Raw genomic sequence first — 21975 nt, 5'->3', positions numbered from 1 at the left:
CGATTTCTACAGTCGGACGCAAGAGATTTCTGGCGAGTTGCACCCTACTCAGACGGTCGAACGGACCTCAAGCTCAAGCGCAAGCCGACGGGTGGTGAAGTTATCAAGACCGATCTCATCGACGAGTGACAGTGCCGTGAACATTGCGCTGAGGACAGGTGCCCAGGCAAACGGAGTGACGCCGACGACCCAATTTCATGAAGCAAACCCCGAGGACGGATTCTCGGTTCCGGCTCGTCGGGGAGTCGGACCGGTGCATTGGAGGATGACGGCCAACTGCCCGCCCTGGGGATCTGCGGCAACGCGCTGGGACGACAGAACACCGGTTTGACCGGGGTGCAGGGTTTTCATGCCGGTGGCTGGTGCCGATTACGGGGGTACGGCGGAGGTCCTAGAGGAGCTGGCTGCGCGTCGGTGCCGTGCCGTTAAGTGCCACGCCTCATGAATCGTCGATTTATGACGCCCGTCGGTGTGCAGCCTCGCGTACCTCGTTCAAGCGGCTGTTGTGCAACAACAGCAAATCTTCGGGATGTACAAGATGACTGCCCAACGACGCGCTGGAGTAGCTTTGGCTGGGCAATGAGCCGGCGGTCCAGGGCTCCTCAGATCGAACGGCCTGCCGCGGCGTGTCACGGGACATCAGGCGGAGGGTGCTGAGGATTACGAGAATGGCTTCTGCGGCCAGAAGTACTACAACGATTTCCATGCATCGATCGTGCGCCGTTTTACGGAAAACCGGCAGTGGCAGGAAGACCAAGATCCGCTAATTTACTGCCAAACTGGGCCGACGGGGTTCGTGCACCTTAGATGAACGGGTCAATCGCGGGCCGGGCGAGCAGGTTGTCGCTCGTCAGCCGCCCGTTGTTCTTACGCCTGGATTCGGCCGCATTTGTGAAGCTTGATCCGATATCAGCCGAAATCGGGGCAGCTGACCCCTTGTCGTGGACTGCGATGATTGTGCCTTTTCACGACTGTACGCTGTAGACGAGTGCGACGGTCCCTAGGTCTGTTTGTCCGACTGACGTTAGAGCGAGGTGGCGCGGGACCGGCAGTTCGCCAAACAGGCGCTTGCCAGCCCCAAGGAGCAATGGATGGATGAAGAGACGAATTTCGTCGACCAGATGCTCGGCGAGGAGCTCGCGGCAGAGTACACCGCTGCCCAGTACCGCGATGTCCCCGTCGCCGGTTGTCTTGAGATTTCTCACCTCCGCGGCGACCCCGGACGAGAGGATTTGCGTCCCCGCCCATGCCGCGTCGGTCAGGGTACGAGACGCCACATACTTGGGAGTCGCATTCAGATGAGAGGCCATGAGGTTGTCGGCCGGCTGGTAGGGCCAGTACGAGGCCATCTTCTCGTAGGTCTTCCGTCCGAACAGGTAGCTCGAGGTGTTCTTGAGCCCCGACGAGGTGGTGACCTGATGAATGCTCTCCGCATAGGGGGCGCCCCATCCTCCGTGCGTGAATCCGCCTTCGGTGTCTTCCTGGGGGGACCCGAGCCCTTGCATGACCCCGTCGACCGTCAGAAACTCGATTATGACCAATTTGCCCATGGTGAAGCCCTTTCCTCGTTGTCTTACGAGGGTATGATTCCGAGGACCGTTCGGTCTTGAAGAAATCGGCATCGAACGGAGGGCATGTTGTGATCGGATTCGGGGCGACGATTGTCCGACATCCTGTGCCCGGTCAATTGCACGGGCTCGTCGCAGGGATCGTGGGCTACGACGAGATCGCCCCACCGGGCGGGCTTGTCCGGGTGCAACCTGCCGGGAGTCTTCTCATGCTGGAGATCTCGTTCACGACACCTCTTCACGTCCGGGAACTCCACGCGGACGCGGGGACGGAAATGGCTCATGGAGCTTTTCTTGCCGGGTTGATGCCCGGTCCGGTGCGGACGGTCTTCTTTGACCGCCACGCATCGGTGCAGATCTACCTGACACCGTTGGGCGCCTACCGCCTGTTGGGCGTTCCCGGGCGGGAGACCGCCGGACACGTCACGCCGTTGGCAGACCTCGTGCCGCGCTGGGGACGCGACCTGCCCGACCGGCTCGCCGGGGCGCCGGAGTGGCACCGACGTTTCACGATCGTTGTCGACGAACTCATCCAACAAGCCGGGTACGGGCCGGCTGCTGATGACTTGACGGAATGGACGTGGGCGGAACTGCAGCGAACGGGCGGGAACGTACGAATTGCAGCTCTGGCGCAAAGCTCGGGCTGGAGTGTGCGGCATCTCAGTCAGAGGTTCGGTGATGTGACCGGCATTTCGCCAAAGGGCGCCGCGCAAGTGATTAGGTTTGAACGTGTCCACGCAGACCTGGAGACCGAGAGTCTCGGCGATCTCGCCGCCCGTCACGGACTTTCCGACCAGAGCCACCTCTCGAGAGAAGTGCGTCGGTACGCCGGCGAATCACCTCTCGTCCTGGCGCTGGCGCGACGCCCCACTGCGTTCACCGCGATTGGCACGCACCCGTAGTCATCCTCCAGCGTTGGCTTCCACACGCCCGCCAACGTCCACGATGGCCACGCCGCGGCGGTGGCCAATGAACAGCCGGCAAGCTAAGTCCCCTTGGTGCCGTTCAGAATGCTGCCCTGCCCGCCCCCGGGGGTGGTCACTGGATGTCCCACCAGCTTCTCGAGCTGGACCCTGACGCCGGCTCATCGATGATCTGTCAGGGACTGCGTCGCCAGCGCAGCGACAACGGCATCCCGGAGGGCATGCTGGGAACATGGAAACGTGGCTCCGACACAGGGACCCGTTCGGCCCCCGGTAATCAGACAATCGTTTCGACTTTCAACAGTTCGGTTCGCGCTACTACTTTGCTGTGTAGGCCAGCCAAGACGCCCCGCTCGGGATCCTCCATGTAGTCTTGCAATGCGGACTCGCCTGGCATATGGATGACCTGAACTTCGAGGGGGCCAGGTCCTTCGCCGACGCGGCGGACCCGGCTGACCACCCTCCCGCCGTGCTTCGCTACGAGGTCGAGAACGCTGTCCTCATATTGCGATAGCGCCGTCTCATTGCCAGGTGTCGCCCAGAGGAGCACACAGAGTTCAAGAGCCATGGCATGCAGACTATACGCCCACGTAAGTGTGCCAAGCCAATATGGCCCCGGTAGGAACATTATTTTTGGCTCCACTCGTGACTTGGTTCCGAACGTCCAGCAGGTCATTGCACCACCCCTACGTGGTACCGCTCAGTTTCGAAATTCCGGGTTGCCGAAACTTCGGGTGGCGTTGTGCTGAAACTCGATGTGTCTGGCGGCTCCTGTCGATGGTCAGCCCTTCATTCGGAAGTGGCAAATGTTCGTCCCGGGCCACTGGCTTTACATCTGCGAGGGTGGATCAACGGCTGTCAGACTGGAGAGCACGAGGATCCGCTGCTTCCCACGGAAGCAGCGGTGAATTCTCTGAAACGCTGTTCTTTCGTTGTTTCACGGGGCCGGAGTGCGCATATCTTCTGCGGCTTGGTGTCGCTTTAACCCTTCCCGGGTAGCGGCGACTTACTGGCCAACGAGGCCGCTAAGGTCCGCCCCTTGGCACTGAGGTAGCGCTGCTCCGGGACGCTCGACGTGCGCTGCGCGGCGTTTCGGTAATGCTCCTGCGCCGCCTGAACGTCCCCCACCATTTCAAGCAGGTGCGCGCGCACGGCGTCGACCCGATGCAGCTCCGACAAACCGTATTGCTTTTCGACGCTTTTGAGGGCCCGCATCCCGATTTCAGGACCGCTTGACATCGCCAGCGGGACGATCCGGTTGAGGGCAACCGTAGGGCCAGGCGAGAGAACCATCAACAGGTCGTACAGTCCGACGATCTCGGCCCAATCTGTATCGTCGGCCTGGGCAGCTTCGTCATGGACCGCGGCGATCGCGGCTTGAATCTGGTATGGACCAAGAGGCTTATTCGACAGGCTCGTGCTGATCAACGCGACTCCTTTCGCAATGGCGGCCGCATCCCACAAACTCCTGTCCTGTTCGGCCAGCGGAACAAGGGCGCTTCCGTCCGGGCTGCGCCCTTTCTGACGAGCTTAGGTGAGGAGCATCAGCGCCAGCAGCCCGGTCACCTCACCGTCTTCCGGCATAAGGGAGCGAAGCTGCCGCACGAGGCGAATCGCTTCGCTGGTCAGGTCGATCCTGTGAACCTGATTCCCGGAACTGGCGGTGTGTCCTTCTGTAAAAATCAGATAGAGGACATGCAGTACCACAGGGATTCACTCGGACCGGGTTCCCGGCAGGTACCCAAATCGGGAACCGCTTGCGCGGATCCGTTGCTTCGCCCGGCTGATGCGCTGCGCCATCATCGCGTCCGGAACCAGGAAGGCCCGTGCGATCTCTGCTGTAGTGAGTCCGCCGACGGCCCGCAACGTTAGCGCCACTTGCGCCGAGGAGTTCAACGCGGGATGGCAGCAGAGGAACAAGAGATCGAGCGTGTCATCCACCCCGGAGATCCCTCCTGGCTGGAGCGCGGCCCCGGCCGAGACCTCCCGTTCCCGCCTGCGGCTTGAGCTGTCATTCCGCCAGATTTCGATGAGCCGACGAGACGCAACGGTAAGCAGCCATCCATAGGGGCTCTCCGCATGCGACCCGGTGACCGAGGGCTGGAGTGTGCGGAACGTCGTCGCCCACATGACGATGGCCGCCCGTTACGACGGACCTGCCTTCATGGCTGAACTCGAGACCGTAGGGCACACTTCGAAGTGCTTTCGAACAAGGTCGCTCACCGGGAAGGCGACCTGCCATTCAACGTGCTCCTGGGCGATCTACGTAGCGGCACCATGGCCACCTGGGCGCCCCCTGTAGGGGGCGCGGCCGGCGCCCTTAGCCATGTGGTCATCCACGGACTCGATATCACCACCACTCTTGGGTTGTCACGTACCGCCGAGGACCGTGCCACCGAGCTGGTGCTGGACAGCCTAACTACAGGCGGCGTAACCGCACACTTCGACACCATGCGATGGAGCCTGAGCGCGACAGACCTCGACTGGGAGTCCGGAGACGGCAAGCCCCTGGCGGCGAGTGCCGGCGACCTCGTCCTCGCGTTGGCTGGGAGGCCCAGACCCGGCATCGAGTTACGTGAAACTGATCCGAGGCGAACAGACTCGGGGAAATCCCGTACGTCTGATGGGGCGTGCATTGGAAAGAATCAACAGTGGCAGAATAGCCACTCCCACATCTTTTTCTGCCATAATGAACCATGATGCGTTCAGTCGCCGTGATCGCCCTGCCGGGCCTGTGGCCATTCGAATTCGGCGTGGTGTGCGAAGTGTTTGGAGTCGACCGCTCGCACCGCGGCGGCGGTCTGCCCGCCTTCGACTTCCGCGTCTGCACCGAACATCCCGGACCGGTGACAACGGACGTCGGATTCTCCCTCCTGATAGAGCACGACCTTTCAGCTGCCGAGGACGTCGACCTGCTCATCATGCTGCCCTACAACAGCAGTTATGACCTTCCCGACGCCGTGATCGACCTGCTCCGTCGAGCGAACGCCCGCGGAGCCCACATACTGTCCCTGTGCAGCGGCGCGTTCGCCCTGGCGGAGGCCGGAATACTGGATGACCGCCGCGCAACGACACACTGGATGCATTCACAACAACTTGCAGCCGACTTCCCCCTCGTGACAGTCGATGAGAACGTCCTCTATATCCAGGACGGGAATGTGACCACCAGCGCCGGCACAGCCGCAGGCATCGACGCCTGCCTACACCTGATCAGGAAAGAATTCGGCGCCAAAACGGCGTCCGCCATGGCACGGGACATGGTGGTACCGCCGCACCGCGACGGCGGACAAGCCCAATACATCGACCGACCCGTCCCCGCGCATAACACCGACACCATGGAAGAACTTCTCCCCTGGATGGCGGACCACCTGGATGAAGAGCTGCCCGTGAGCCGCCTTGCCGTAAAAATGCACATGTCCGAACGCACCTTCGCCCGGCGCTTCCGGGCCGAAACCGGAACCACCCCCGCCGCATGGGTCAACGCCCAACGCCTGCTCCGCGCGCAGGCCTTGCTCGAAGAAACCCACCTCAGCATCGACGCCGTCGCAAGGACGGCTGGATTCGGTGAAGCGGTACTACTCCGCCATCACTTCCACAAGGCGTTGGGCATCAGCCCCATGTCATACCGCAGAACTTTCCAAGGCCGGCAAGAACCCGTCGCCGTCCCAGTTTGAGCACAGAACTACTCGATAAACCGGCGACTTTCTCTTGGCAATATGCGGATCAGCGCGGAGATTGGTGGCAAACTCGGTTGACGGCCGGCAAGCGCACACGACGTCCGCCAGTCTCCGGTCATATGATCATCGGATAAGGACATGCTGTCGTCATCTCCGGCAAGTACTCCTTCACTGAATGAGTTCCTTAGCACTACAGTGGCGTCCGGCCAAATATCTCTAGACCGCGGGCAGAGGGGTAATTCGTACTAATGAATTCGGCGCCACGGGGCTTATGGCCTGACTACCCTATCCGCACGCAACGGCTAGATTTGCGGCCCCATCGTCCGGCAGATCTTGAGGACATACTCGCGTTCCATTCACGGCCCGATGTCGTACGCTTCATTCCGTGGCCCGTGCGCGATCGCAAGCAGACGGCCACCGCGCTCAAGACCAAACTCGGCCAAAGCGCGCTAACCGAGCCCGGCCAGTGGCTTGTCCTCGCGGTCGAACTCCGCGAAAGCACCACCGTGATCGGTGAGGTGTTACTCAAGTGGGCCAGCGCCATTGATCGGCAGGGTGAACTCGGCTTCGCCCTGCACAGCGCGTACCACGGCCGCGGACTCGGAGCCGAAGCAGCAACCGCCGTCCTCAGCCTGGGGTTTGATCAGCTCGGGCTGCATCGCATTCAAGCCGTATGTCTAATCGACAACATCAAGTCAGCGCGACTGCTCGAACGCCTCGGGATGCGTCTGGAAGGTCACTTGGTTCATAGCGTGTGGTTCAAGGGCGGCTGGGAGGATCAGCTGGTCTACGCCATGTGCGAGGACGAATGGCGGGACATGAAGGGCAGACAACCAACGGGTGAGGTAAAGGTGCCGACTCGCTCATGACGGCAGCGAACAGGGCTGCCACGACGATCCATGTCCAGCGCCTCCAGCGATCGGCAGATGGTGAGTGCGTCACGCCGTCCCGATTGCCGATCTCACTGCGGTGCCGGAGCCGGAGTTCTGACCGGGTGAGACATCCTTCGCTGTTGGCGTTTCGGCCTGCGGGCACGAGAAGACAGCCGAGCACGTCCCACCGGCTTCTCGCAAGCCGAGAAAGTCTGCCCTCCAACTTCAATGTCGGCTCCGCCCTCACCGTCGCCGCCCTCGCCATCCGCTTACACGTTGCGCCCCCGGTTCGCTCACACCCGGCATACCAGAAGGTCAATCCGCGCGGCGGTGTCGGATCGGGGCAGGGACGTTCGTAGTAGGGGTGAGAGGCCGCCCATGAGGGGCGACCCCAGGGAAGGGAACCGCGATTATGAAACTGACCACCATGACGCAGGTCACCGTCGATGGAGTGATGCAGGGAAACGGTGGCGCCTCAGAGGAGGAGCGCAGGAACGGATTCGAGCGCGGCGGATGGGCCATGGGAGCGGGCGACAACGAGACCAGGACGTTCATCACCCAGGCCTACCAGCGCGCCGACGCGTTCCTATTCGGTCGGCGGACCTACGACATCTTTGCCGACTCCTGGGGAGCAATTGAAGAGATGCGCGCCCACCCCATTGGAGTGGCGTTGAATGAGACGCCCAAGTACGTCGCATCGACCACGCTCACCGAAGCGCGCTGGGTGGGCACGACCGTCCTCTCCGGTGACCTCGTGACGGTCATCGGTGAGCTGAAAGCCAAGCCAGCGGGTGAGCTGCAGGTGCACGGTAGCGGCAACCTGGTCCGATGGCTGCTCCAAAACGCCCTGGTCGACGAGATCACTCTGCTCATCGTCCCAGTGGTCCTCGGCCAGGGCACGCGGCTGTTCCCCAACAACGGCCCGGACATAGCACTTGACCTGGTCGACTCGCGAGCCGATTCGAAGGGCGTCACGATCCAGGTCTACCGGCCGGCCGGGCGCCCGCGGTATGCAACCGGCTGAAGCACGTGACATAGGTGACGCGCTGAAGACCGACCGGTTCCGGCCGTATGGCCAAGACCCCCCCGAGCGGACGGTGTACACCACCTGGATGTGAAGGCAAGTAGTTGCTTGCGGCTTACCGCAACTGTCCCTCAATGCCTCCCGGTCGGTTCTAACGGCGGCCTACTTGACTATGCACACGCGTATCAGGAAGTCCTTGAAAAGTAGTCCGAGACGGTGTCGGATTGGGCCAGGGGTGTTCGTAGAAGAGGTGAACGGCCACCCATGAGGGTGCCCGATACCAGAGGAGATGATTCGAGATGCAGTACCTGGTTTCCGTGATCCACGACAAGCTCGACCTCGCCACACCGGCCGAAATGGCAGCCATTGACGCGTTCAACGATCGGCTCCAGACGGAGGGTTACTGGGTCTTCGCCGGCGGCCTCGCGTCGCCCAACGCGGCCACCGTCATCGACGGCCGGGGCGAGGAAGCGTTGTTCACCGACGGCCCCTTTGTCGAGACGAAGGAGTACCTCGCCGGTTTCTGGATCATGGAGGCCCCCGACCTCGACGTGGCGCTCAAACTCGCCGCCGATGGATCGAAGGCCTGCAACCGGAGGGTCGAGGTGCGGCCGTTCCTGGTCGTGTGAGCGTGATCGACGCCAGGGCTGCCATCGCAAGGATTCACCACGAGGAGTGGGCGCGGATGGTCGCCTCCCTGACCAGGCGTTTCGGTGACCTCGACATCGCCGAGGAAGCGGCGGCTGAGGCGTTCGCTACCGCCCTCCAGCGGTGGCCTGCCGACGGCGTGCCGCCCAGCCCCGGTGCCTGGCTGACTACCACCGCCAACCGCAAGGCCATCGACCGGCTCCGGCGCGAGAACAAGCGCGACGACAAGCACAAGGAGGCTCGGATTTTGTACGACGACGACCCGCCCGAGTCTCTCGGCGCGATCGAGGACGACCGGCTCCGGCTGATCTTCACCTGCTGTCATCCGGCGCTCACCATGGAGGCCCGGGTGGCGCTGACACTGCGCATGGTTGGAGGTCTCACCCGGACGGTGTGGAGGTCGCCGTCATGCTTCGTTCGCGCTCGGCTCGCCGGTATACGCACAGCATGTGAGCTATTGTCGAGCATGCTCGACAATAGCTACGGCGAGGTGACGACGTCCACTCCCCCGGTCGGTCAGGCTCGATCACGGGTGCGCCGCGAAGACGTGGGCGACGGCTCCGCCGCTGAAGACGGTGGTGCTCATCGGCTCGATGGTGAGCGGTGCGAGGAAAATCCGCTCGCCCGAACCCAAGATGACCGGGTGGATGACAAGCCGATACTCGTCGATCAAGCCGGTCTCGACCAGCGAACGAGCGAACCGCGTCCCGCCGTGGGCGAGCAGATATCCGTCGGGGCGCTCCTGCTTGAGCCGCGTGATGGCATCAGCCAGGTTTCCCGTGGCGATCGTCGTCTCGTCCCAGTCGGCAGACGCAAGCGAGTTCGAGAACACAACCTTGGGAATCTCGTTCATCGCCTCGGCGAACGGCCCCGAGGCGCCGGGCCAGTAGCTCGCCCACCCCGAGTAGGTGGCGGCGCCCACGAGGTGCGCGCTTGCTTTGCTCACGGTGTCAATGGTCCAACTGAGGGCATCATCGGAACTGCCCGCGGCAATCCAGTCGGTGCTCCCGTCAATTGGTGCGACGTAGCCGTCGAGCGAGACGGACATCTTTAGGACCAGTGAGGCCATGCGCTGCTTCCTTCCGGGATGGATGACACGAGATGCTCGAGTGAATGGTGATGTAGGGCGCGGGTGAACGCTCCCAACAGAATCCGGTACCTCAAACTTCCGAACTACGAACCGCGTCTGACGCTAAAGGTATAGATCCCCACGTTACTAACTGCGGCTCCTTTGCGAAACGAGGCCTTACAGGCATGTCGCCTTTGCGCCGCACCACCGAAGTGCGCTTGGCGGTTGGTGTCGATATCACGCACCGTCGTCGGCTCGTTGGTACCGTAGAAGTGCGGCGGCTCCGCTCCTCTGCACGGACGTCAGTTGCAGGTTGACTTGCGGTGCGCTTCCGTCGAACAGGCGCCTGCCGCTTCCGAGCACCGTGGGGAAGATCAGCAGCCTGTATTCGTCCACGAGGCCATGCTGCATCAGGGTGTGCGCGATACTGGTGCTGCCGATGACGATCACGTCCTGATGGGCCCGCATCCTAATGACCGCTTCGGTCAGTTCTTCGGTGATGACGAATGAGTTGTTCCACGCCTCCGTCTCGAGGAGGGTGGTTGACGCTACCCATTTCCGCGCGTTGTTCATCCTGGTGGAAAACTCGTCGGTCCGGTTCGGCCAGATGGTGGAGAACTGCTGCCAGGTTCTGCGGCCTAAGAGGAGGCAGCCATTCTCGAGACGCTCCCCCAGTTTGAACTTGTCTCCCGCGACCGCTTCGGGTCCGTAGCGGAAGGCCCAGCCCCCGCCCGGCATCCCGGCCGAGCCGTCGGGGTCTTCCACAACTCCGTCGAGGGTGATGAATTCGATGACGATGATGCGGTTCATGGCATTTCCTTTCTCACGCGGCGAGGCCACTGTGCGTTATGGTCACAAGTACATACCGTGACCCGGCGGCGAATTCATCGGTCGTGAGGAAATGATTCGGGAAATTGGCGTTGCGGCGGCAGGATAAACGTGAGGAGGGGCGCGTGGCAGGGACCCTCGAGCAGGACTTCGCTGCGGCTACGGAGCCGTTCCGCCGTGAGCTCGTCGTGCACTGTTACCGGATGCTCGGCTCGGTGCAGGAGGCTGAAGACGTCGTGCAAGAGGCGCTCCTGCGAGCCTGGAGATCACGGGAAAGGTACGATCCGACGCAAGCATCGATTCGCACGTGGCTGTACCGGATCACCACCAACGCCTGTCTAAGTGCCATGAAGGGCGCGGCTCGGCGCCCGCTGCCCTCGGGGCTCGGCGCGGCTAGTGACAATCCGGAAGCGCCGCTCGTGCCCGATTTCGACGTGCCGTGGTTGCAACCTCTGCCCAATAGTTACCTCAGAGAGTTGATTATCGACCCGGGCGCCCGCGCGGTCGAGCGGGAAAGCGTGCGGCTCGCCCTCGTCGGTGCGATGCAACTGCTGCCACCGAAGCAGCGGGCGGTCCTGGTCTTGCGTGATGTCTTGCAATTCAGCGCCGCTGAGGTTGCCGGTCAGGTCGGTATCACCGTCGCCGCTGTGAACAGTGCGCTGCAGCGTGCCCGTGCCACCCTCGTCAAGGCTGCGCCGAGCGAAGAATCAATCGGGGCGCTGGATGGCGGCGTCGCCGAGGGGATCATCCAGCGATACATCGACGCTTTCGAAGCGGCAGATGTGGCTGCCCTTATCGCGCTGCTGACCGACGACGTTGTTCTGGAAATGCCGCCCGTGCCGCTGTGGTATCGCGGCCGGCAAAACTACGGCGACTTCATGTCCCGCGTTTTCCGGTTGCGTGGGGCGAGCTGGCGCATTCTCGCCACTTCAGCGAACGGACAGTGGGCCCTGGCCGCCTACTGCGCGGACCGGACGGGAACATACGTACTCCACACGCTCCAGATCATTACCGTCAGTGGCGGTGGGATCACTCGCAACGTCGTGTTTCAGGATCCCGCCGTGTTCCATGCGTTTCGCCTTGAGCCGGTCCTCCCAGTCTGCCCATCAAAGTAGTCGAACAATCACCGACCCAACGCCACTGCTCCGCTCGATCCGGTTGCCTCACCCAGGATTTGCATAGCATGATCGCCTGCTCCGGCGGGTCCAGATCAGCTACACCTGCAGGTGTGGGGCAGGACGTGCCTTCGAGGTCACCTCCAGCGAAGCACGCTGAATATCGGAGATCACCAAATACAGGCGCAGGTTCGACAGTCCTCCGTTTAGCCGATATCCGTTGGTTATTTTGGAGACACACCATTAGGGCACGAGAAAGCCACTGTCAGTCGCAAGTCGGGCCGGTGCTAGCGCAGGTTTGGGTATGGTGACGCTGCTGCTTCACGAGGGTGACCAGCAGTGCAGCGGCAGCCAGGATTGCCGGGACGAGCAGGCTTGGGCCGGCGAGCAATAGGAGGCCAGTGACCAGTATGCACGACGTGACGGCGAGCCACCAGCCTAACGAGAAACGACGCAGCAGCCGCACCGCGGCAAGCATTCCGACCGCATAGACGGCCGCCATGCAGCTGGTGTGGATCAGAATGAACGGAGCGAGATCCAGTCCGTTCGCCACCAGTGCGGCGAGGTAGGTCAGGGTGAGCACGGCGACGACTGCCAGGCTGCGCCTCGGAACTGTCCCTGGTTCCGCGCCTGCGGCGAACCAATGCGGTAGATCGCCGTCCCGTCCCAGCGACGCGCCAAGTTTGGCGAAGGCGCCCAGGTACGCGTTGAGCACCCCGAGCGTCACCACGGCCGCAATCACTGCAACAAACACTTGGCCTGCGCCGGCTGCCTTCGTCGCAACCAGGGTCAATAACGGAACGCTACTGCTGCCGGCCCTGGGGCCCAACACTGCCACCGTCGTCAATTGCAGGGAGAGGTACACAACACCAACTACCGCAATGGCAATTCCGGTGGCGAGCGGGATGCTGTGACGTGGGTTTCGGAATTCTCCGGCGATATGCGTCACGGCCTCCCACCCGGCGAAGGCCCAGACGAACAGGCTGATAGCCGCCCCGACCCCGGTCCATCCGTGCGACAAGAACGGTTCAAAGTTGGCTGGGCGCGCGGCCGGAGCAGACACCATGATCACGCCCGTCACAATGACCACAAGTGCTCCAGCGAGTCCCAGCTGCAGCCGTCCCGAAACGCGGAGCCCGAAGGCGTTGGAGACGAAGGGCGGGATGAGGAGTAGAACGGCGACAACGACGATCATCCACCGAGGACCTCCGATGGCCGCCATGAGGTAGGAGGCACCCAGAACCGCGACAACGGGAGCACCGACGCAGACTCCGAAGAAGAACCAGTATCCCGCCATCCTGGCTGCCGTCTTTCCGAGGGAAAGTCGAACGAAAGTGGCGACGCCGCCGGCATCCGGATAGCGTGCGGCCAGCGCCGCGAAGGTTCCGGCAAGCGGTACCGACAGCACCAGGACAGCAATCACCGAGAGAATGGATCCTGGTCCGGCGACTGCAGCGGCAAGGCCGGGAAGCACCAGAATGCCCGAGCCCAACACCGCCGAAATATACAGTGCAGATCCCTGCAGGACCCCGACAGTACCGCCGGAAACGGACGAAGCGGTCGAAGGACCGATTGTTGCCGGAACAGATTTTAGGTGATCGGTCATGCCTTCCATGCTCGCAGTGGCAGGAATTTACTGTCTATCGTGAAAGCAGTCATTGGGCCCCAGTATTCTGCCAATCATTCCCGCGCTCCTGAGATTCCTTGCCCGGCGGCTGCGCGTGCTCCGAGAGGGCCCCGGTCGGCACTGCGGGATGCGAGAACGAGACGGGTCTCTGCGGTGAACGATGAAACTGCTCACGCATCTGGGCACAAAGCCTCGTCTCTCGCATCGCCGCACGAATGTAAGGAAGCAGGGATATTCAGCGTCGAGCCTGCCCCCAGGACCGACGACCAACGGCCTTACGAGTTACTGAACAGGCGCGGAAGGGCGTCTTGCGGACCCGCGGACAACGAACCATCGACAACGCGGTCGACGCAGCCCTCCTCCACGTGTCGGAAGCCGAGAAGCATAGACTGATCAACAGCCTCGCTCAGTTCATGCGGCTGCTCGGCCTCGACCGAGGCCGCGAGCCTGCAACAGCGAGGGCTGTGCGCACCCCGTCGTCGTCTGCTATTGATTGACCTGTTGTCCGGAAACAAATCACAGGCTTGGGGCCACCATGGGAACGCGAACTGTTGAAGTCGATCAGCAGAAGCACTTCGAACTGCCGCTGCTCGCCCGCGGGCCGGTGCTCTCCGCTATGGTGGCCGTCGTCGTCGTGCTTACCGTTGCCAGTGCCGGGTACGGCTACCACCGCGACGAGTTGTACTTCCGGATGCTGGACCCTGCGTGGGGGTACGTCGATCAGCCGCCGCTGACTCCGCTGCTCGTGCGCCTGTTCACCGCGGTGGTCGCTGACGAGGCGTGGGCGATCCGGATTCCGGCCACGCTCGCTACTGCCGCCTCGGTCCTGGCGCTGGCCCTGATCACCCGTGAACTTGGTGGTGGCAGGGGCGCCCAGGGTTTGTGTGCCTGGGCCTATGCGTTCGCTGCGTTCCCTCTGCTGATGGGGCACGTGATGCTCACCTCCACCATCGATTTGCTGGTCTGGCCGGCCGTGGTCCTGCTGGTCATGCGGGCCCTGCTCCGGAACCAGCCGCGATGGTGGTACGCGGCCGGTCTCGTCGTCGGTTTGAGCATGTACAACAAGCTGCTGATCGCAGCCCTTCTGGTCGCCCTGGCGGTCGGACTGCTCGTTGCCGGGCCACGTCGGGCACTGTGGTCCAAGCACGTTCTGGCGGCGGTGCTGGTCGCCTTGGTCATCGGCGCCCCGAATCTGATCTACCAGATACTGCACGGGTGGCCTCAACTGGGCATGGGCACGGCGCTGGCCCGGAGGAACGCCGACGAGGTGCGGGTGCAGATGTGGCCGTTCCTGCTGCTCCTGCTGGGCCCACCCCTGGTGCCCATCTGGGTAGCCGGGCTGACGGCACTGATCCGGCGGCCCCAGTGGCGGCCGGTGCGGTGCCTCGCGGTGGCGTTTCCGGTCCTTCTCGTTTTCACCTTTGTTGCCGGTTCTCAGTTCTACTATCCGGTCGGCATCCTCTCCGTCCTTTTTGCTGCAGGCTGCGTGCCAGCGGCCCAGTTCACCTCCCGGTCCGCGCGGTGGTGGCTTCCCGTCCTCGTCATCGGTATCGCCGTGAACGCCGCGGTCTCCGCCGTTCTGGGTCTGCCCGTGCTGCCGCTGTCCATCCTTGGCGCAAGCCCGGTTCCGTCCGTGAGCCAGGTCGCCGCGGACCAGGTTGGTTGGCCGGCCTATGTCGGCCAAGTCGCCGCTGTCTACCATGGCCTGAGCGCGGCCGACGCCGGACGTGCGGTCATCATCACGAGCAACTACGGCGAAGCCGGTGCTATCGCCCGGTACGGTCCCGCACTGGGACTCCCCCACCCGTACAGCGGCCACAACGAGCTGTACTTCGCCGCGAGGCCGCCGGATGCCGCCGGAACTGCGGTCGTCGTCGGTGGCCAAATCCGCAGCACCGCACAGTATTTCAAGTCCTGCACCACCGTCGGAACACTCGATAACGGCGTCGACGTTGACAACGAGGAGCAGGACCAGCCCGTCACGCTCTGTCACGGCCTGAAGGGAAGCTGGTCAACGATCTGGCCGGCCTTCCAGCACTTTGGCTGAGCACTGGCAAATCGCGGTAGGAGCCGATCATTCGCTGGTAAATGTCCCTGGGTCGCTTCTACCTCGACATGAGCGTCGGCGGCTAACAGCGCAGTGAGCCGTTCCTTCTCCTTGTCCGTGAGCAGACCCGAGCCGGTGTGCAGGGTGCGGCGTGCGGAGTAGTACGGGTCGCATTTGCGGCCGCGATGGCCATGGACCGCCTGCTGGACCCGCTGTCGGTACCGGTTGAGTGCGTCGCCGGCCAGGCGGACCACGTGGAAGGGATCCATGACTGCGACGGGGTCGGGGAGTTCCTCGGTCGTGGCGGTCTTGAAGCCAGCGAACCCGTCCATCGCGACGACCTCGACCGCATCGCGCCACGTTGTCGGTCGGTCGGCGAGCCCGGTCTTGAACGGCTGTTTGGAGCGGCCTTCGACCATGTCCAACAGCCGGGCAGGCCCCCTGCCGTCGCGAATCGCCGTGGGGGTTGATGATGACGGAGACGGACTTGTCGCCGCGACGGGTGAGGCGCCACACTTGCTCGTCCACACCGATCGTCTTGACGCCGTCGAACCGGCCGGGTCGGCGAGGAGGACTCGCTTGCCTTCGGCCAGAACGGCGGCGTTGGCGGTGTTTCACGCGATCCCCAGACCCTCAGCGCCCCTGGCGACGGTGATGTGCTGCACCACCATCGCTTCGGGCGCCCATTGCAGTCCGCAGCGTGACAGTTTGTTTGACTCGCGACTTGGCTGTTTTGGTGGTGTCCTGGCGCCACACGTGCCCGCAGCCCAGGTCATCGATATCGGCGCACGACGACCTCCAGGATCGTAGGCCGCTAGCCAAACGGCTCGTGGGAGAGACGCCGGGTCACGGTGTCAAGCGGTGCACCTTTGCAGCCGCAGCGCCGGCATCACTGATCGGGATCGACCACCCGGCATGCGAGGACCGCGCGATCGAGTTCGAGGCGCTGTTCGACGGCCTCGAGACCGAGCTCGGCGAGGCGGCAGAACACTGTCAGGTCAGGGCAGGCGAAGCCCGTTGCAGGAGAAGCGTTGTGCACGTCGAGATCTTCTGGACGGCTGGCGTAGGAACCTTCATCTTCGGGCGGTTGCGGGCCCGGGCGGCGGGGGTGTCGGGAAATCTAATCCCGACGCCCCCGGAAGGCCGCTGCCTCTACTCCTCCTCTCGGGCTTTTCGGTTGCTCAGGCGCAATCAGTTGTCCGGCTTGCCGAACCAGCGGGAGAGGTGGTTGTCCAGGTCCTGCTGATCGTCGCCGATCCAGGCGACGTGGCCGTCGGGGCGTAGCAGGACGCATGGAACATCAAGTACCGCCGTGGGATCTGCGAGGTAGTCGACCCGGTCTGACCAGCCGCCGACGGCCAGGCGTCCGGTACGGTCCAGCAGCAGGCCGCGGCCGCGATGCAGCAGACCGTAGAGGTGGCCCTGTTTCACCTCGACGTCGCGCAGGCGGCGGCCGAGCAGGTCGGGGCCTTCGCCGAAGTCGTAGCGGATGCCGATCGCGGTGATCTTCTCGATCAGATAGCGGTTCACCTGGTTGAAGTCCATCAGTTCAGTGAGCAGCCTGCGCACGGCCTGCGGGCCCGGTTCGGTGGAGTGCAGTTCCATCTGGGCGCGGGTGTTGTCCAGCACGTCCTCGGCGACCGGATGACGTTCGGCCTGGTAGGTGTCCAGGAGTGTTTCCGGCGCCCAACCGCGGATCTGTCCGGCCAGTTTCCAGCCAAGGTTGAATGCGTCCTGAATGCCCAGGTTGAGGCCCTGTCCGCCGGTCGGTGGATGGACGTGTGCCGCATCGCCGGCCAGCAGCACCCGTCCGACCCGATAGCGTTCGGCCAGCCGGGTGGCATCCCCGAAGCGGGACAACCAGCGCGGGGAGTGCACACCGAAATCGGTTCCGGCGATGGAGCGCAACTGTTGTTTGAAGTCCTCGATGGTGGGCGTTTCCGCGCGATCGCTAACTCCCGCGGCGGGGACTACGACTTGATAGACCCCTTCGCCGAAGGGCCTGAGCCAGAATTGCTTAATGGACTCGCCGATTTCGGCCACCTTGGCAGCGATCTCCTCCTGCGGCACACCCACTTCCATCTCGCCCATCAGCGTCTCGGTCCGCGAGGGCTCGCCCGGGAAGCCGACGCCGAGCAGTTTGCGGATCGTGCTGCGCCCGCCGTCACAGCCGACGAGATAGCGCGAACGCAGCTGTTGTCCGTCGGCCAATTCGACGGTCACGCCCTCGTCGTCCTGCTCGAAATCGGCCACCGCACAACCGCGCCAGACCTGTGCACCCAGTTCGATCGCATGTTCTTCGAGCAGGTGCACGATGACCGGGTGCTGGATGCCCAGCAGATAGGCGTGCGCGGAACCCAGGCCCTTCGGCGCGGATTTGGCGATGGCGGCAAAGAAACCGCCGGCCGGACGCCGTCTTCCGCGTTCGAGAATGCGCTCCAGCAGTCCGCGCATTGCCATCAGCTCGAGACTGCGAATGTGCAGACCGACTACGCGGACGAACGATGCGGGCTCGATTTCCTTTTCCAGGACGAGTACCCGTACGTCGTGCAGTCGAAGTTCGGCGGCCAGCATCGAACCAGTCGGCCCGCACCCGGCAATGATCACGTCGAACATGAGGGGCGCGCGATCGGCGCCGGAGGCCGACGACCTGGCGCCGACCTTCTGGGCGGGCATGGGCCCGTTTCCGTGCCGTGATGTTGGCGGCACCGCGATGCCATCGGAAGTGGTGGTTGAACTGCTGCGCTGAGTTGAAGAAGGGGTTGTGTTCATGGGAGTCGCCTTTCGCGAATTGCGTTATCGGGCGCTCCCGGTGGCGACTATCTCAGTCGCGCGGTCGTGGACTGCAGGGAGCACCCATTGCTGATATTGCGTTCATGGGTATCACCTCCTGCAGATTGATCACGATCAACGGAAAGTTATCACGCCAGCCACGCGGTGCGCAACCGCCATAATGTCTGTTGCCGTGTCGCCGTCGAACAGGCCTCCGACCGCTACACCCTCCACTGTTAAGAGCCTGAAAGGGGATCCCGAGCCTCGGGTCTGTTTGCACGATCCAGGCGAGCTTGGCTTGCTGCTTCTCGGTGAGGTCTTCCGGGTTCTTCCAGAGCGCGTAGCGGGAGTTCTTCAACCCGATGGCACGGGCACTGTCAGGCCGGGGTGGCGCGTCTTTGGGCGGGCGTCCTCTGCCCCTGCTGGCCTCGTTGCTGCGGGCGGCTTTGCGGGCGTCGTTCCAGGCGGCTCGGCCGACATCGTCAAGGGCTTCGGTAGCCCATTTAACGATGTTGAACGGGTCAGCGCAGCGGACCGCGTTGGGGCATTTAGCGGCGACAACAGTGGCGATCCAGTCGGCCCCGTCGGCGGAAACCTGCGTGATCGCGGCGGATCGTTCCTCCCCGAGGGCGTCAAAGAATTTGCCCAGCGTGGCCATGTCGCGTTCCTTCGTCAACTGATTCGTCCAGGGCGCCGACATAGCCGATGGCTGCATCAATGGCACCGTTTGGACTCCAATTGGGCGTTGTTGATGTCGCAAGCCCCGGCTGCGGGCGAACTTCTCAACGAATTGCAGCCGATCCTCCTCGCCCCCATTCGGGGCGTGATATCGCCGTTGAGCAACCTGCTTCTCGACTACCGTGTCAAGAATGCGTCAAGCGCGTGTCGGCGCGACGCTGATCCGAAACGATCGGTTCCGGGTCCGACGAAGGCGCACTTGACCATCCTTCACCGGGGCGTGGACGCGGGCACAGTATTTCAATCCTGATCAATTACGACAGGCCCATATTCGTCAAACGCTATTTTCGGTGGGGTACGTTCACCTGGGCTTCATCGTGCGAGCATGTTCGGGAAACCGAAAGTTGCGACCAGCGCTGGATCATGGAATTTGATGACGTGGGAGATACCCGCCGCGGTGGCGGCCAGCACCACGACTCCGTCGGCTTGGAGTACGCCGTCACCGTCCCGGTGGTATACGACGGCACCGGGTTGACCGTTCGCGGTGGTTGCGATCATCCGCCAGTCGCCTGGTGTGCCCAGGACGTAAGTGTCGAGCACGTACGTGCACATCCTCATGCCAGACTGCCAGTCGCGGAACGGGGTCGCTTCCAATGTGGCGTCCGCGCGTAGCACCTGCACCAGTTGGCTGACATCGGAGTGCTCAAAAGCCGCGATGTAGCCCTCGAGCAATGCTCGTGCCCGTTCGTCGGTCGGCTGTAGCAATTCGGCGGGCTCTAGGTCCAGTTCATTCAGGCGCGCACGCGCGCGCTGGAGTCCGCTCTTGACCGCCGCCGAGGTGGTGCTGAGGACCTCCGCAGTTTCGGCGGCAGAGAATGCGAGCACGTCGCGCAGGATGAGGATTGCACGTTGCCGGGAGGGGATATACTGCAGGCTGGCGACAAGGGCAAGCCTCAGAGTTTCGCGTTGGATCGCTACGCCTGCTGGATCGTCGGCGGGTGGAGTGAGCCATATGTCCGGCAGAGGCTCGATCCAGGAGACCTCGCCCGGTGGCACGGGGCTCGGCGGGCGATCGGGTCCGTCGTACGGATCACCAAGCCCCGAAGGCAGCACCCGGATCGAGCGCGGCTTCAACGCTGTCAGGCAGACGTTGGTGGCGATCTTGTAGAGCCATGTCCGCAGCGATGCCCGCTCCTCGAAGGTGCCGTAAGCTCGCCACGCCCGTAGATAGGTCTCTTGTACAAGGTCTTCGGCGTCGTGAGCGGAGCCGACCATGCGGTAGCAGTGTGCCAAGAGCTCCCGACGGAATCGCCCTGTCTCAGCAGCAAAGTGGTCGTGACTGTGTGCTGCCTGCGGAGGTGGTGTCACGTAACTAGCTAGTCCTCAGATGGTATGGATAGGTCTAGGAGTTGATTGCGCCCGCCAGACGACGACACGAGGCGGCCTCAGTTAACTATCGACGATGCTGGCGTACCAGCCCCAGGGCGCCGCTCCGCACCGGAGGCGGTGCCACGAGATCAGACTTCGTTGAGCCGTATGATCATGCCGCGCATAGTCGCGAAACGTTTCAGGTTTTCGGCATCCTCAGCGGTGCGCTGACCGACCTCGGAGGCGAACGCTGCTTCCAGCGCAGCCATATTGTCCCAGTCCAGCATGACGACCAGATAGCTAGGATCGCCTACCACGGGCGTGGGTCTATGGCTGCGTGTGTAGCGGCGCAGGCCCGGAAGCTGTTTCGCCATTGGCATGTGGACGTCGTTGTAGTGACGTTCGAATGCAACTATGTCAGAAGGCGTGTCAAACACGACGAAGAATCGCGCCGCCGGCTCTTCGACTAGATCATTGGTCGCGGTCATCTGTCTTAACTCCTGTTTCCCTGAAACTATCGAGCGTGTGCGGGGCCGGTGCGGCAATAGGCGGAACTCGGCTCAGGGCAAGAGGGCCAGTTTGCCGATGGTGGATCTGGACTCTAGATCCTCGAGTGCTTTAGGGCCATCGGCGAGTTCGTAAAAGGTGGGCCGACTAGGGGTCAACACACCGATGGCAAGAAGCACGGACAGCTCGCCCATGACCGTGCCGAAGATTTCCGGAGCGGCCTGGATCAAAACGCCGATGTTGAAACCGATCACATGGACCTGGTGCTTGTACACCAGGTCCCAGTTGGTGATCGAAGCTTCACCGCCCGCGATACCGTAGACGACAACTCGGCCAGTGACCCGTTTGGCTGCAGCGAGGCTGGCGTTGAAGGTCGCGCCGCCCGCCGACTCCAAAACAATATCGACGCCGGCACCGCCGGTCAGTCGCAGCACCTCGTCGGCGACATCGCCGCCGAGGCTGTCCACGACGTGGTCAGCGCCCAGGGCTAGGACGGTTTCGTGCTTGCCCGGTGAGGCGGTGGCGATGACCGTCGCCCCGTAATGTTTGGCTATCACTACCGCTGCCTGGCCGGTCGCGCCTGCAGCGGCGTGGACCAGGACAGTCTGCCCGGCGGTGATACCTCCCAATGGTTTGAGTGCGGCCAGCGCGGTAGGCCAGTTGACAAGGAGGCCAAGCGCCTGCTCCTCCGTCCAACTCGGGGGCAACGGCATCGCCCCGGACGCGGGCAGCACCATGAATTCAGCGAATGCGCCGTCTCCGACACCGACGACGCGGTCCCCCGGTTGCGGGCCGATCGCGGCCACTGCATCGCCGACCGCTACGACCTCGCCAGCCGCCTCGAATCCCGCCAGATATGGCGGTCGTGGGCCGCCCAGGAATGTGCCGTGAGCCTTCGAGATGTCCGCGAAGTTGACCCCTGCGGCGGCAACGCGGATCAGGACCTCGTCCTGGCCGGGAACCGGTACTGGGGCATCGGTAATCAGACGCATGTCCTGAGGCCCGTTAAGTGATGTCTGCTGCATTGCGCACATGGTCGCTGGAACGTTCATCGGCGATCAGCCTTTCTGTGTAGTCGTGAGTCAAGGGAGAGAACGGCCCGTCGCCGGCCCCTTTGCCCCTACCATGTAGACCCCGGTCACCCCGAAAAAGAATCGCCTACTCACGAACCGCATCAAGTCAGGCCCCCGCCGAGCGGGACACCCAGGTCTGGGCATGAGATCAGCCCGCCGAATCGTGGTGGACCCTGCGG

18 protein-coding genes and 4 pseudogenes are annotated in these 21975 nt (G+C 63.1%); 9 read left to right on the top strand and 13 right to left on the bottom strand.

The window, feature by feature from the left end:
- Positions 1 to 965 precede the first annotated feature (965 nt).
- The gene (locus tag QMG52_RS11490; RefSeq protein WP_283560537.1) at positions 966 to 1550 is read right to left on the bottom strand and encodes a dihydrofolate reductase family protein; all 585 of its coding nucleotides are present in this window, start codon (positions 1548 to 1550) and stop codon (positions 966 to 968) included.
- Between the two features lie 89 nt (positions 1551 to 1639).
- Between QMG52_RS11490 and QMG52_RS11485 the strand changes: the two genes are divergently transcribed.
- A complete protein-coding gene (locus QMG52_RS11485; protein WP_283560536.1) occupies positions 1640 to 2470 on the top strand; it encodes a helix-turn-helix transcriptional regulator in 831 nt (276 codons plus the stop codon).
- Positions 2471 to 2768: 298 nt separating this feature from the next.
- Here the strand turns inward: QMG52_RS11485 and QMG52_RS11480 are convergent, their stop codons facing one another.
- The 3 genes and pseudogenes from QMG52_RS11480 to QMG52_RS11465 form a co-directional block, all read right to left on the bottom strand.
- Positions 2769 to 3059: a hypothetical protein gene (locus QMG52_RS11480; RefSeq protein WP_283560535.1), complete on the bottom strand. Its 291-nt coding sequence runs from the start codon at positions 3057 to 3059 to the stop codon at positions 2769 to 2771.
- 413 nt (positions 3060 to 3472) lie between these two features.
- Positions 3473 to 4198: pseudogene (locus tag QMG52_RS21945) on the bottom strand (RNA polymerase sigma factor).
- A 6-nt stretch (positions 4199 to 4204) separates the two neighbouring features.
- Complete coding sequence (locus QMG52_RS11465; protein ID WP_283560532.1) at positions 4205 to 4621, bottom strand: sigma factor-like helix-turn-helix DNA-binding protein; 417 nt, start codon at positions 4619 to 4621, stop codon at positions 4205 to 4207.
- Between the two features lie 69 nt (positions 4622 to 4690).
- Here QMG52_RS11465 and QMG52_RS11460 point away from each other — a divergent pair, with 69 nt between their 5' ends.
- The 6 genes and pseudogenes from QMG52_RS11460 to QMG52_RS11435 form a co-directional block, all read left to right on the top strand.
- Positions 4691 to 5191, top strand: a complete 501-nt coding sequence (locus QMG52_RS11460; RefSeq protein WP_283560531.1) for a hypothetical protein — start codon at positions 4691 to 4693, stop codon at positions 5189 to 5191.
- On the top strand, positions 5188 to 6165 hold the full coding sequence (locus QMG52_RS11455) for a GlxA family transcriptional regulator (protein WP_283560530.1): 978 nt from the start codon (positions 5188 to 5190) through the stop codon (positions 6163 to 6165). Before QMG52_RS11460 ends, QMG52_RS11455 begins: the two co-directional genes overlap by 4 nt.
- Positions 6166 to 6416: 251 nt before the next feature.
- Complete coding sequence (locus QMG52_RS11450) at positions 6417 to 7037, top strand: GNAT family N-acetyltransferase (protein ID WP_283560529.1); 621 nt, start codon at positions 6417 to 6419, stop codon at positions 7035 to 7037.
- A 415-nt stretch (positions 7038 to 7452) separates the two neighbouring features.
- Positions 7453 to 8064, top strand: coding sequence for a dihydrofolate reductase family protein (locus QMG52_RS11445; RefSeq protein WP_283560528.1), 612 nt, complete (start codon positions 7453 to 7455; stop codon positions 8062 to 8064).
- 299 nt (positions 8065 to 8363) lie between these two features.
- Positions 8364 to 8693 carry a YciI family protein gene (locus tag QMG52_RS11440; protein ID WP_283560509.1) on the top strand — a complete coding sequence of 110 codons (330 nt, stop codon included), beginning with the start codon at positions 8364 to 8366 and terminating at the stop codon, positions 8691 to 8693.
- 56 nt (positions 8694 to 8749) lie between these two features.
- A pseudogene (locus QMG52_RS11435) lies at positions 8750 to 8917 on the top strand (sigma factor); the annotation flags it as partial.
- A gap of 321 nt (positions 8918 to 9238) precedes the next feature.
- Here QMG52_RS11435 and QMG52_RS11430 read toward each other — a convergent pair.
- Both QMG52_RS11430 and QMG52_RS11425 read right to left on the bottom strand, forming a co-directional pair.
- A complete protein-coding gene (locus QMG52_RS11430) occupies positions 9239 to 9781 on the bottom strand; it encodes a dihydrofolate reductase family protein (RefSeq protein ID WP_283560527.1) in 543 nt (180 codons plus the stop codon).
- Positions 9782 to 10018: 237 nt separating this feature from the next.
- A complete protein-coding gene (locus QMG52_RS11425) occupies positions 10019 to 10591 on the bottom strand; it encodes a dihydrofolate reductase family protein (RefSeq protein WP_283560526.1) in 573 nt (190 codons plus the stop codon).
- Positions 10592 to 10695: 104 nt separating this feature from the next.
- Here QMG52_RS11425 and QMG52_RS11420 point away from each other — a divergent pair, with 104 nt between their 5' ends.
- On the top strand, positions 10696 to 11724 hold the full coding sequence (locus QMG52_RS11420) for a sigma-70 family RNA polymerase sigma factor (RefSeq protein WP_349361700.1): 1029 nt from the start codon (positions 10696 to 10698) through the stop codon (positions 11722 to 11724).
- 265 nt (positions 11725 to 11989) lie between these two features.
- On the opposite strand, the gene QMG52_RS11415 is transcribed toward QMG52_RS11420, so the two are convergent.
- The gene (locus QMG52_RS11415) at positions 11990 to 13330 is read right to left on the bottom strand and encodes an APC family permease (protein ID WP_283560525.1); all 1341 of its coding nucleotides are present in this window, start codon (positions 13328 to 13330) and stop codon (positions 11990 to 11992) included.
- A 556-nt stretch (positions 13331 to 13886) separates the two neighbouring features.
- Between QMG52_RS11415 and QMG52_RS11410 the strand changes: the two genes are divergently transcribed.
- Positions 13887 to 15398: a glycosyltransferase family 39 protein gene (locus QMG52_RS11410; RefSeq protein WP_283560524.1), complete on the top strand. Its 1512-nt coding sequence runs from the start codon at positions 13887 to 13889 to the stop codon at positions 15396 to 15398.
- A gap of 10 nt (positions 15399 to 15408) precedes the next feature.
- Here QMG52_RS11410 and QMG52_RS11405 read toward each other — a convergent pair.
- The 6 genes and pseudogenes from QMG52_RS11405 to QMG52_RS11380 form a co-directional block, all read right to left on the bottom strand.
- Positions 15409 to 16437, bottom strand: a pseudogene (locus QMG52_RS11405) (ISL3 family transposase); the annotation flags it as partial.
- A gap of 152 nt (positions 16438 to 16589) precedes the next feature.
- The gene (rox, locus tag QMG52_RS11400) at positions 16590 to 18014 is read right to left on the bottom strand and encodes a rifampin monooxygenase (protein ID WP_283560557.1); all 1425 of its coding nucleotides are present in this window, start codon (positions 18012 to 18014) and stop codon (positions 16590 to 16592) included.
- A 412-nt stretch (positions 18015 to 18426) separates the two neighbouring features.
- A pseudogene (locus QMG52_RS11395) lies at positions 18427 to 18834 on the bottom strand (ISL3 family transposase); the annotation flags it as partial.
- Positions 18835 to 19220: 386 nt separating this feature from the next.
- On the bottom strand, positions 19221 to 20216 hold the full coding sequence (locus QMG52_RS11390) for an RNA polymerase subunit sigma-70 (protein WP_283560523.1): 996 nt from the start codon (positions 20214 to 20216) through the stop codon (positions 19221 to 19223).
- A gap of 149 nt (positions 20217 to 20365) precedes the next feature.
- Positions 20366 to 20704, bottom strand: coding sequence for an EthD family reductase (locus tag QMG52_RS11385; protein ID WP_283560522.1), 339 nt, complete (start codon positions 20702 to 20704; stop codon positions 20366 to 20368).
- A 72-nt stretch (positions 20705 to 20776) separates the two neighbouring features.
- Positions 20777 to 21775, bottom strand: a complete 999-nt coding sequence (locus tag QMG52_RS11380) for a zinc-binding dehydrogenase (RefSeq protein WP_283560521.1) — start codon at positions 21773 to 21775, stop codon at positions 20777 to 20779.
- Positions 21776 to 21975 lie beyond the last annotated feature (200 nt).

The organism is Paenarthrobacter sp. PH39-S1, assembly GCF_030063245.1.
In the GTDB taxonomy this organism is placed as follows: domain Bacteria; phylum Actinomycetota; class Actinomycetes; order Actinomycetales; family Micrococcaceae; genus Arthrobacter_M.
Note: the sequence above shows the minus strand (reverse complement) of the source record. Positions and strands in the feature narration are given on the sequence as shown.

Excerpts from the sequence above, each read along its gene's own strand:
- QMG52_RS11410 (WP_283560524.1), top strand. The coding sequence starts at position 13,887 with ATGGGAACGCGAACTGTTGAAGTCGATCAGCAGAAGCACTTCGAACTG.
- rox (WP_283560557.1), bottom strand. The coding sequence starts at position 18,014 with ATGTTCGACGTGATCATTGCCGGGTGCGGGCCGACTGGTTCGATGCTG.
- QMG52_RS11490 (WP_283560537.1), bottom strand. The coding sequence starts at position 1,550 with ATGGGCAAATTGGTCATAATCGAGTTTCTGACGGTCGACGGGGTCATG.
- QMG52_RS11425 (WP_283560526.1), bottom strand. The coding sequence starts at position 10,591 with ATGAACCGCATCATCGTCATCGAATTCATCACCCTCGACGGAGTTGTG.
- QMG52_RS11440 (WP_283560509.1), top strand. The coding sequence starts at position 8,364 with ATGCAGTACCTGGTTTCCGTGATCCACGACAAGCTCGACCTCGCCACA.
- QMG52_RS11455 (WP_283560530.1), top strand. The coding sequence starts at position 5,188 with ATGATGCGTTCAGTCGCCGTGATCGCCCTGCCGGGCCTGTGGCCATTC.
- QMG52_RS11480 (WP_283560535.1), bottom strand. The coding sequence starts at position 3,059 with ATGGCTCTTGAACTCTGTGTGCTCCTCTGGGCGACACCTGGCAATGAG.
- QMG52_RS11450 (WP_283560529.1), top strand. The coding sequence starts at position 6,417 with ATGAATTCGGCGCCACGGGGCTTATGGCCTGACTACCCTATCCGCACG.
- QMG52_RS11380 (WP_283560521.1), bottom strand. The coding sequence starts at position 21,775 with ATGAACGTTCCAGCGACCATGTGCGCAATGCAGCAGACATCACTTAAC.
- QMG52_RS11385 (WP_283560522.1), bottom strand. The coding sequence starts at position 20,704 with ATGACCGCGACCAATGATCTAGTCGAAGAGCCGGCGGCGCGATTCTTC.
- QMG52_RS11465 (WP_283560532.1), bottom strand. The coding sequence starts at position 4,621 with ATGTGGGCGACGACGTTCCGCACACTCCAGCCCTCGGTCACCGGGTCG.
- QMG52_RS11445 (WP_283560528.1), top strand. The coding sequence starts at position 7,453 with ATGAAACTGACCACCATGACGCAGGTCACCGTCGATGGAGTGATGCAG.
- QMG52_RS11415 (WP_283560525.1), bottom strand. The coding sequence starts at position 13,330 with ATGACCGATCACCTAAAATCTGTTCCGGCAACAATCGGTCCTTCGACC.
- QMG52_RS11430 (WP_283560527.1), bottom strand. The coding sequence starts at position 9,781 with ATGGCCTCACTGGTCCTAAAGATGTCCGTCTCGCTCGACGGCTACGTC.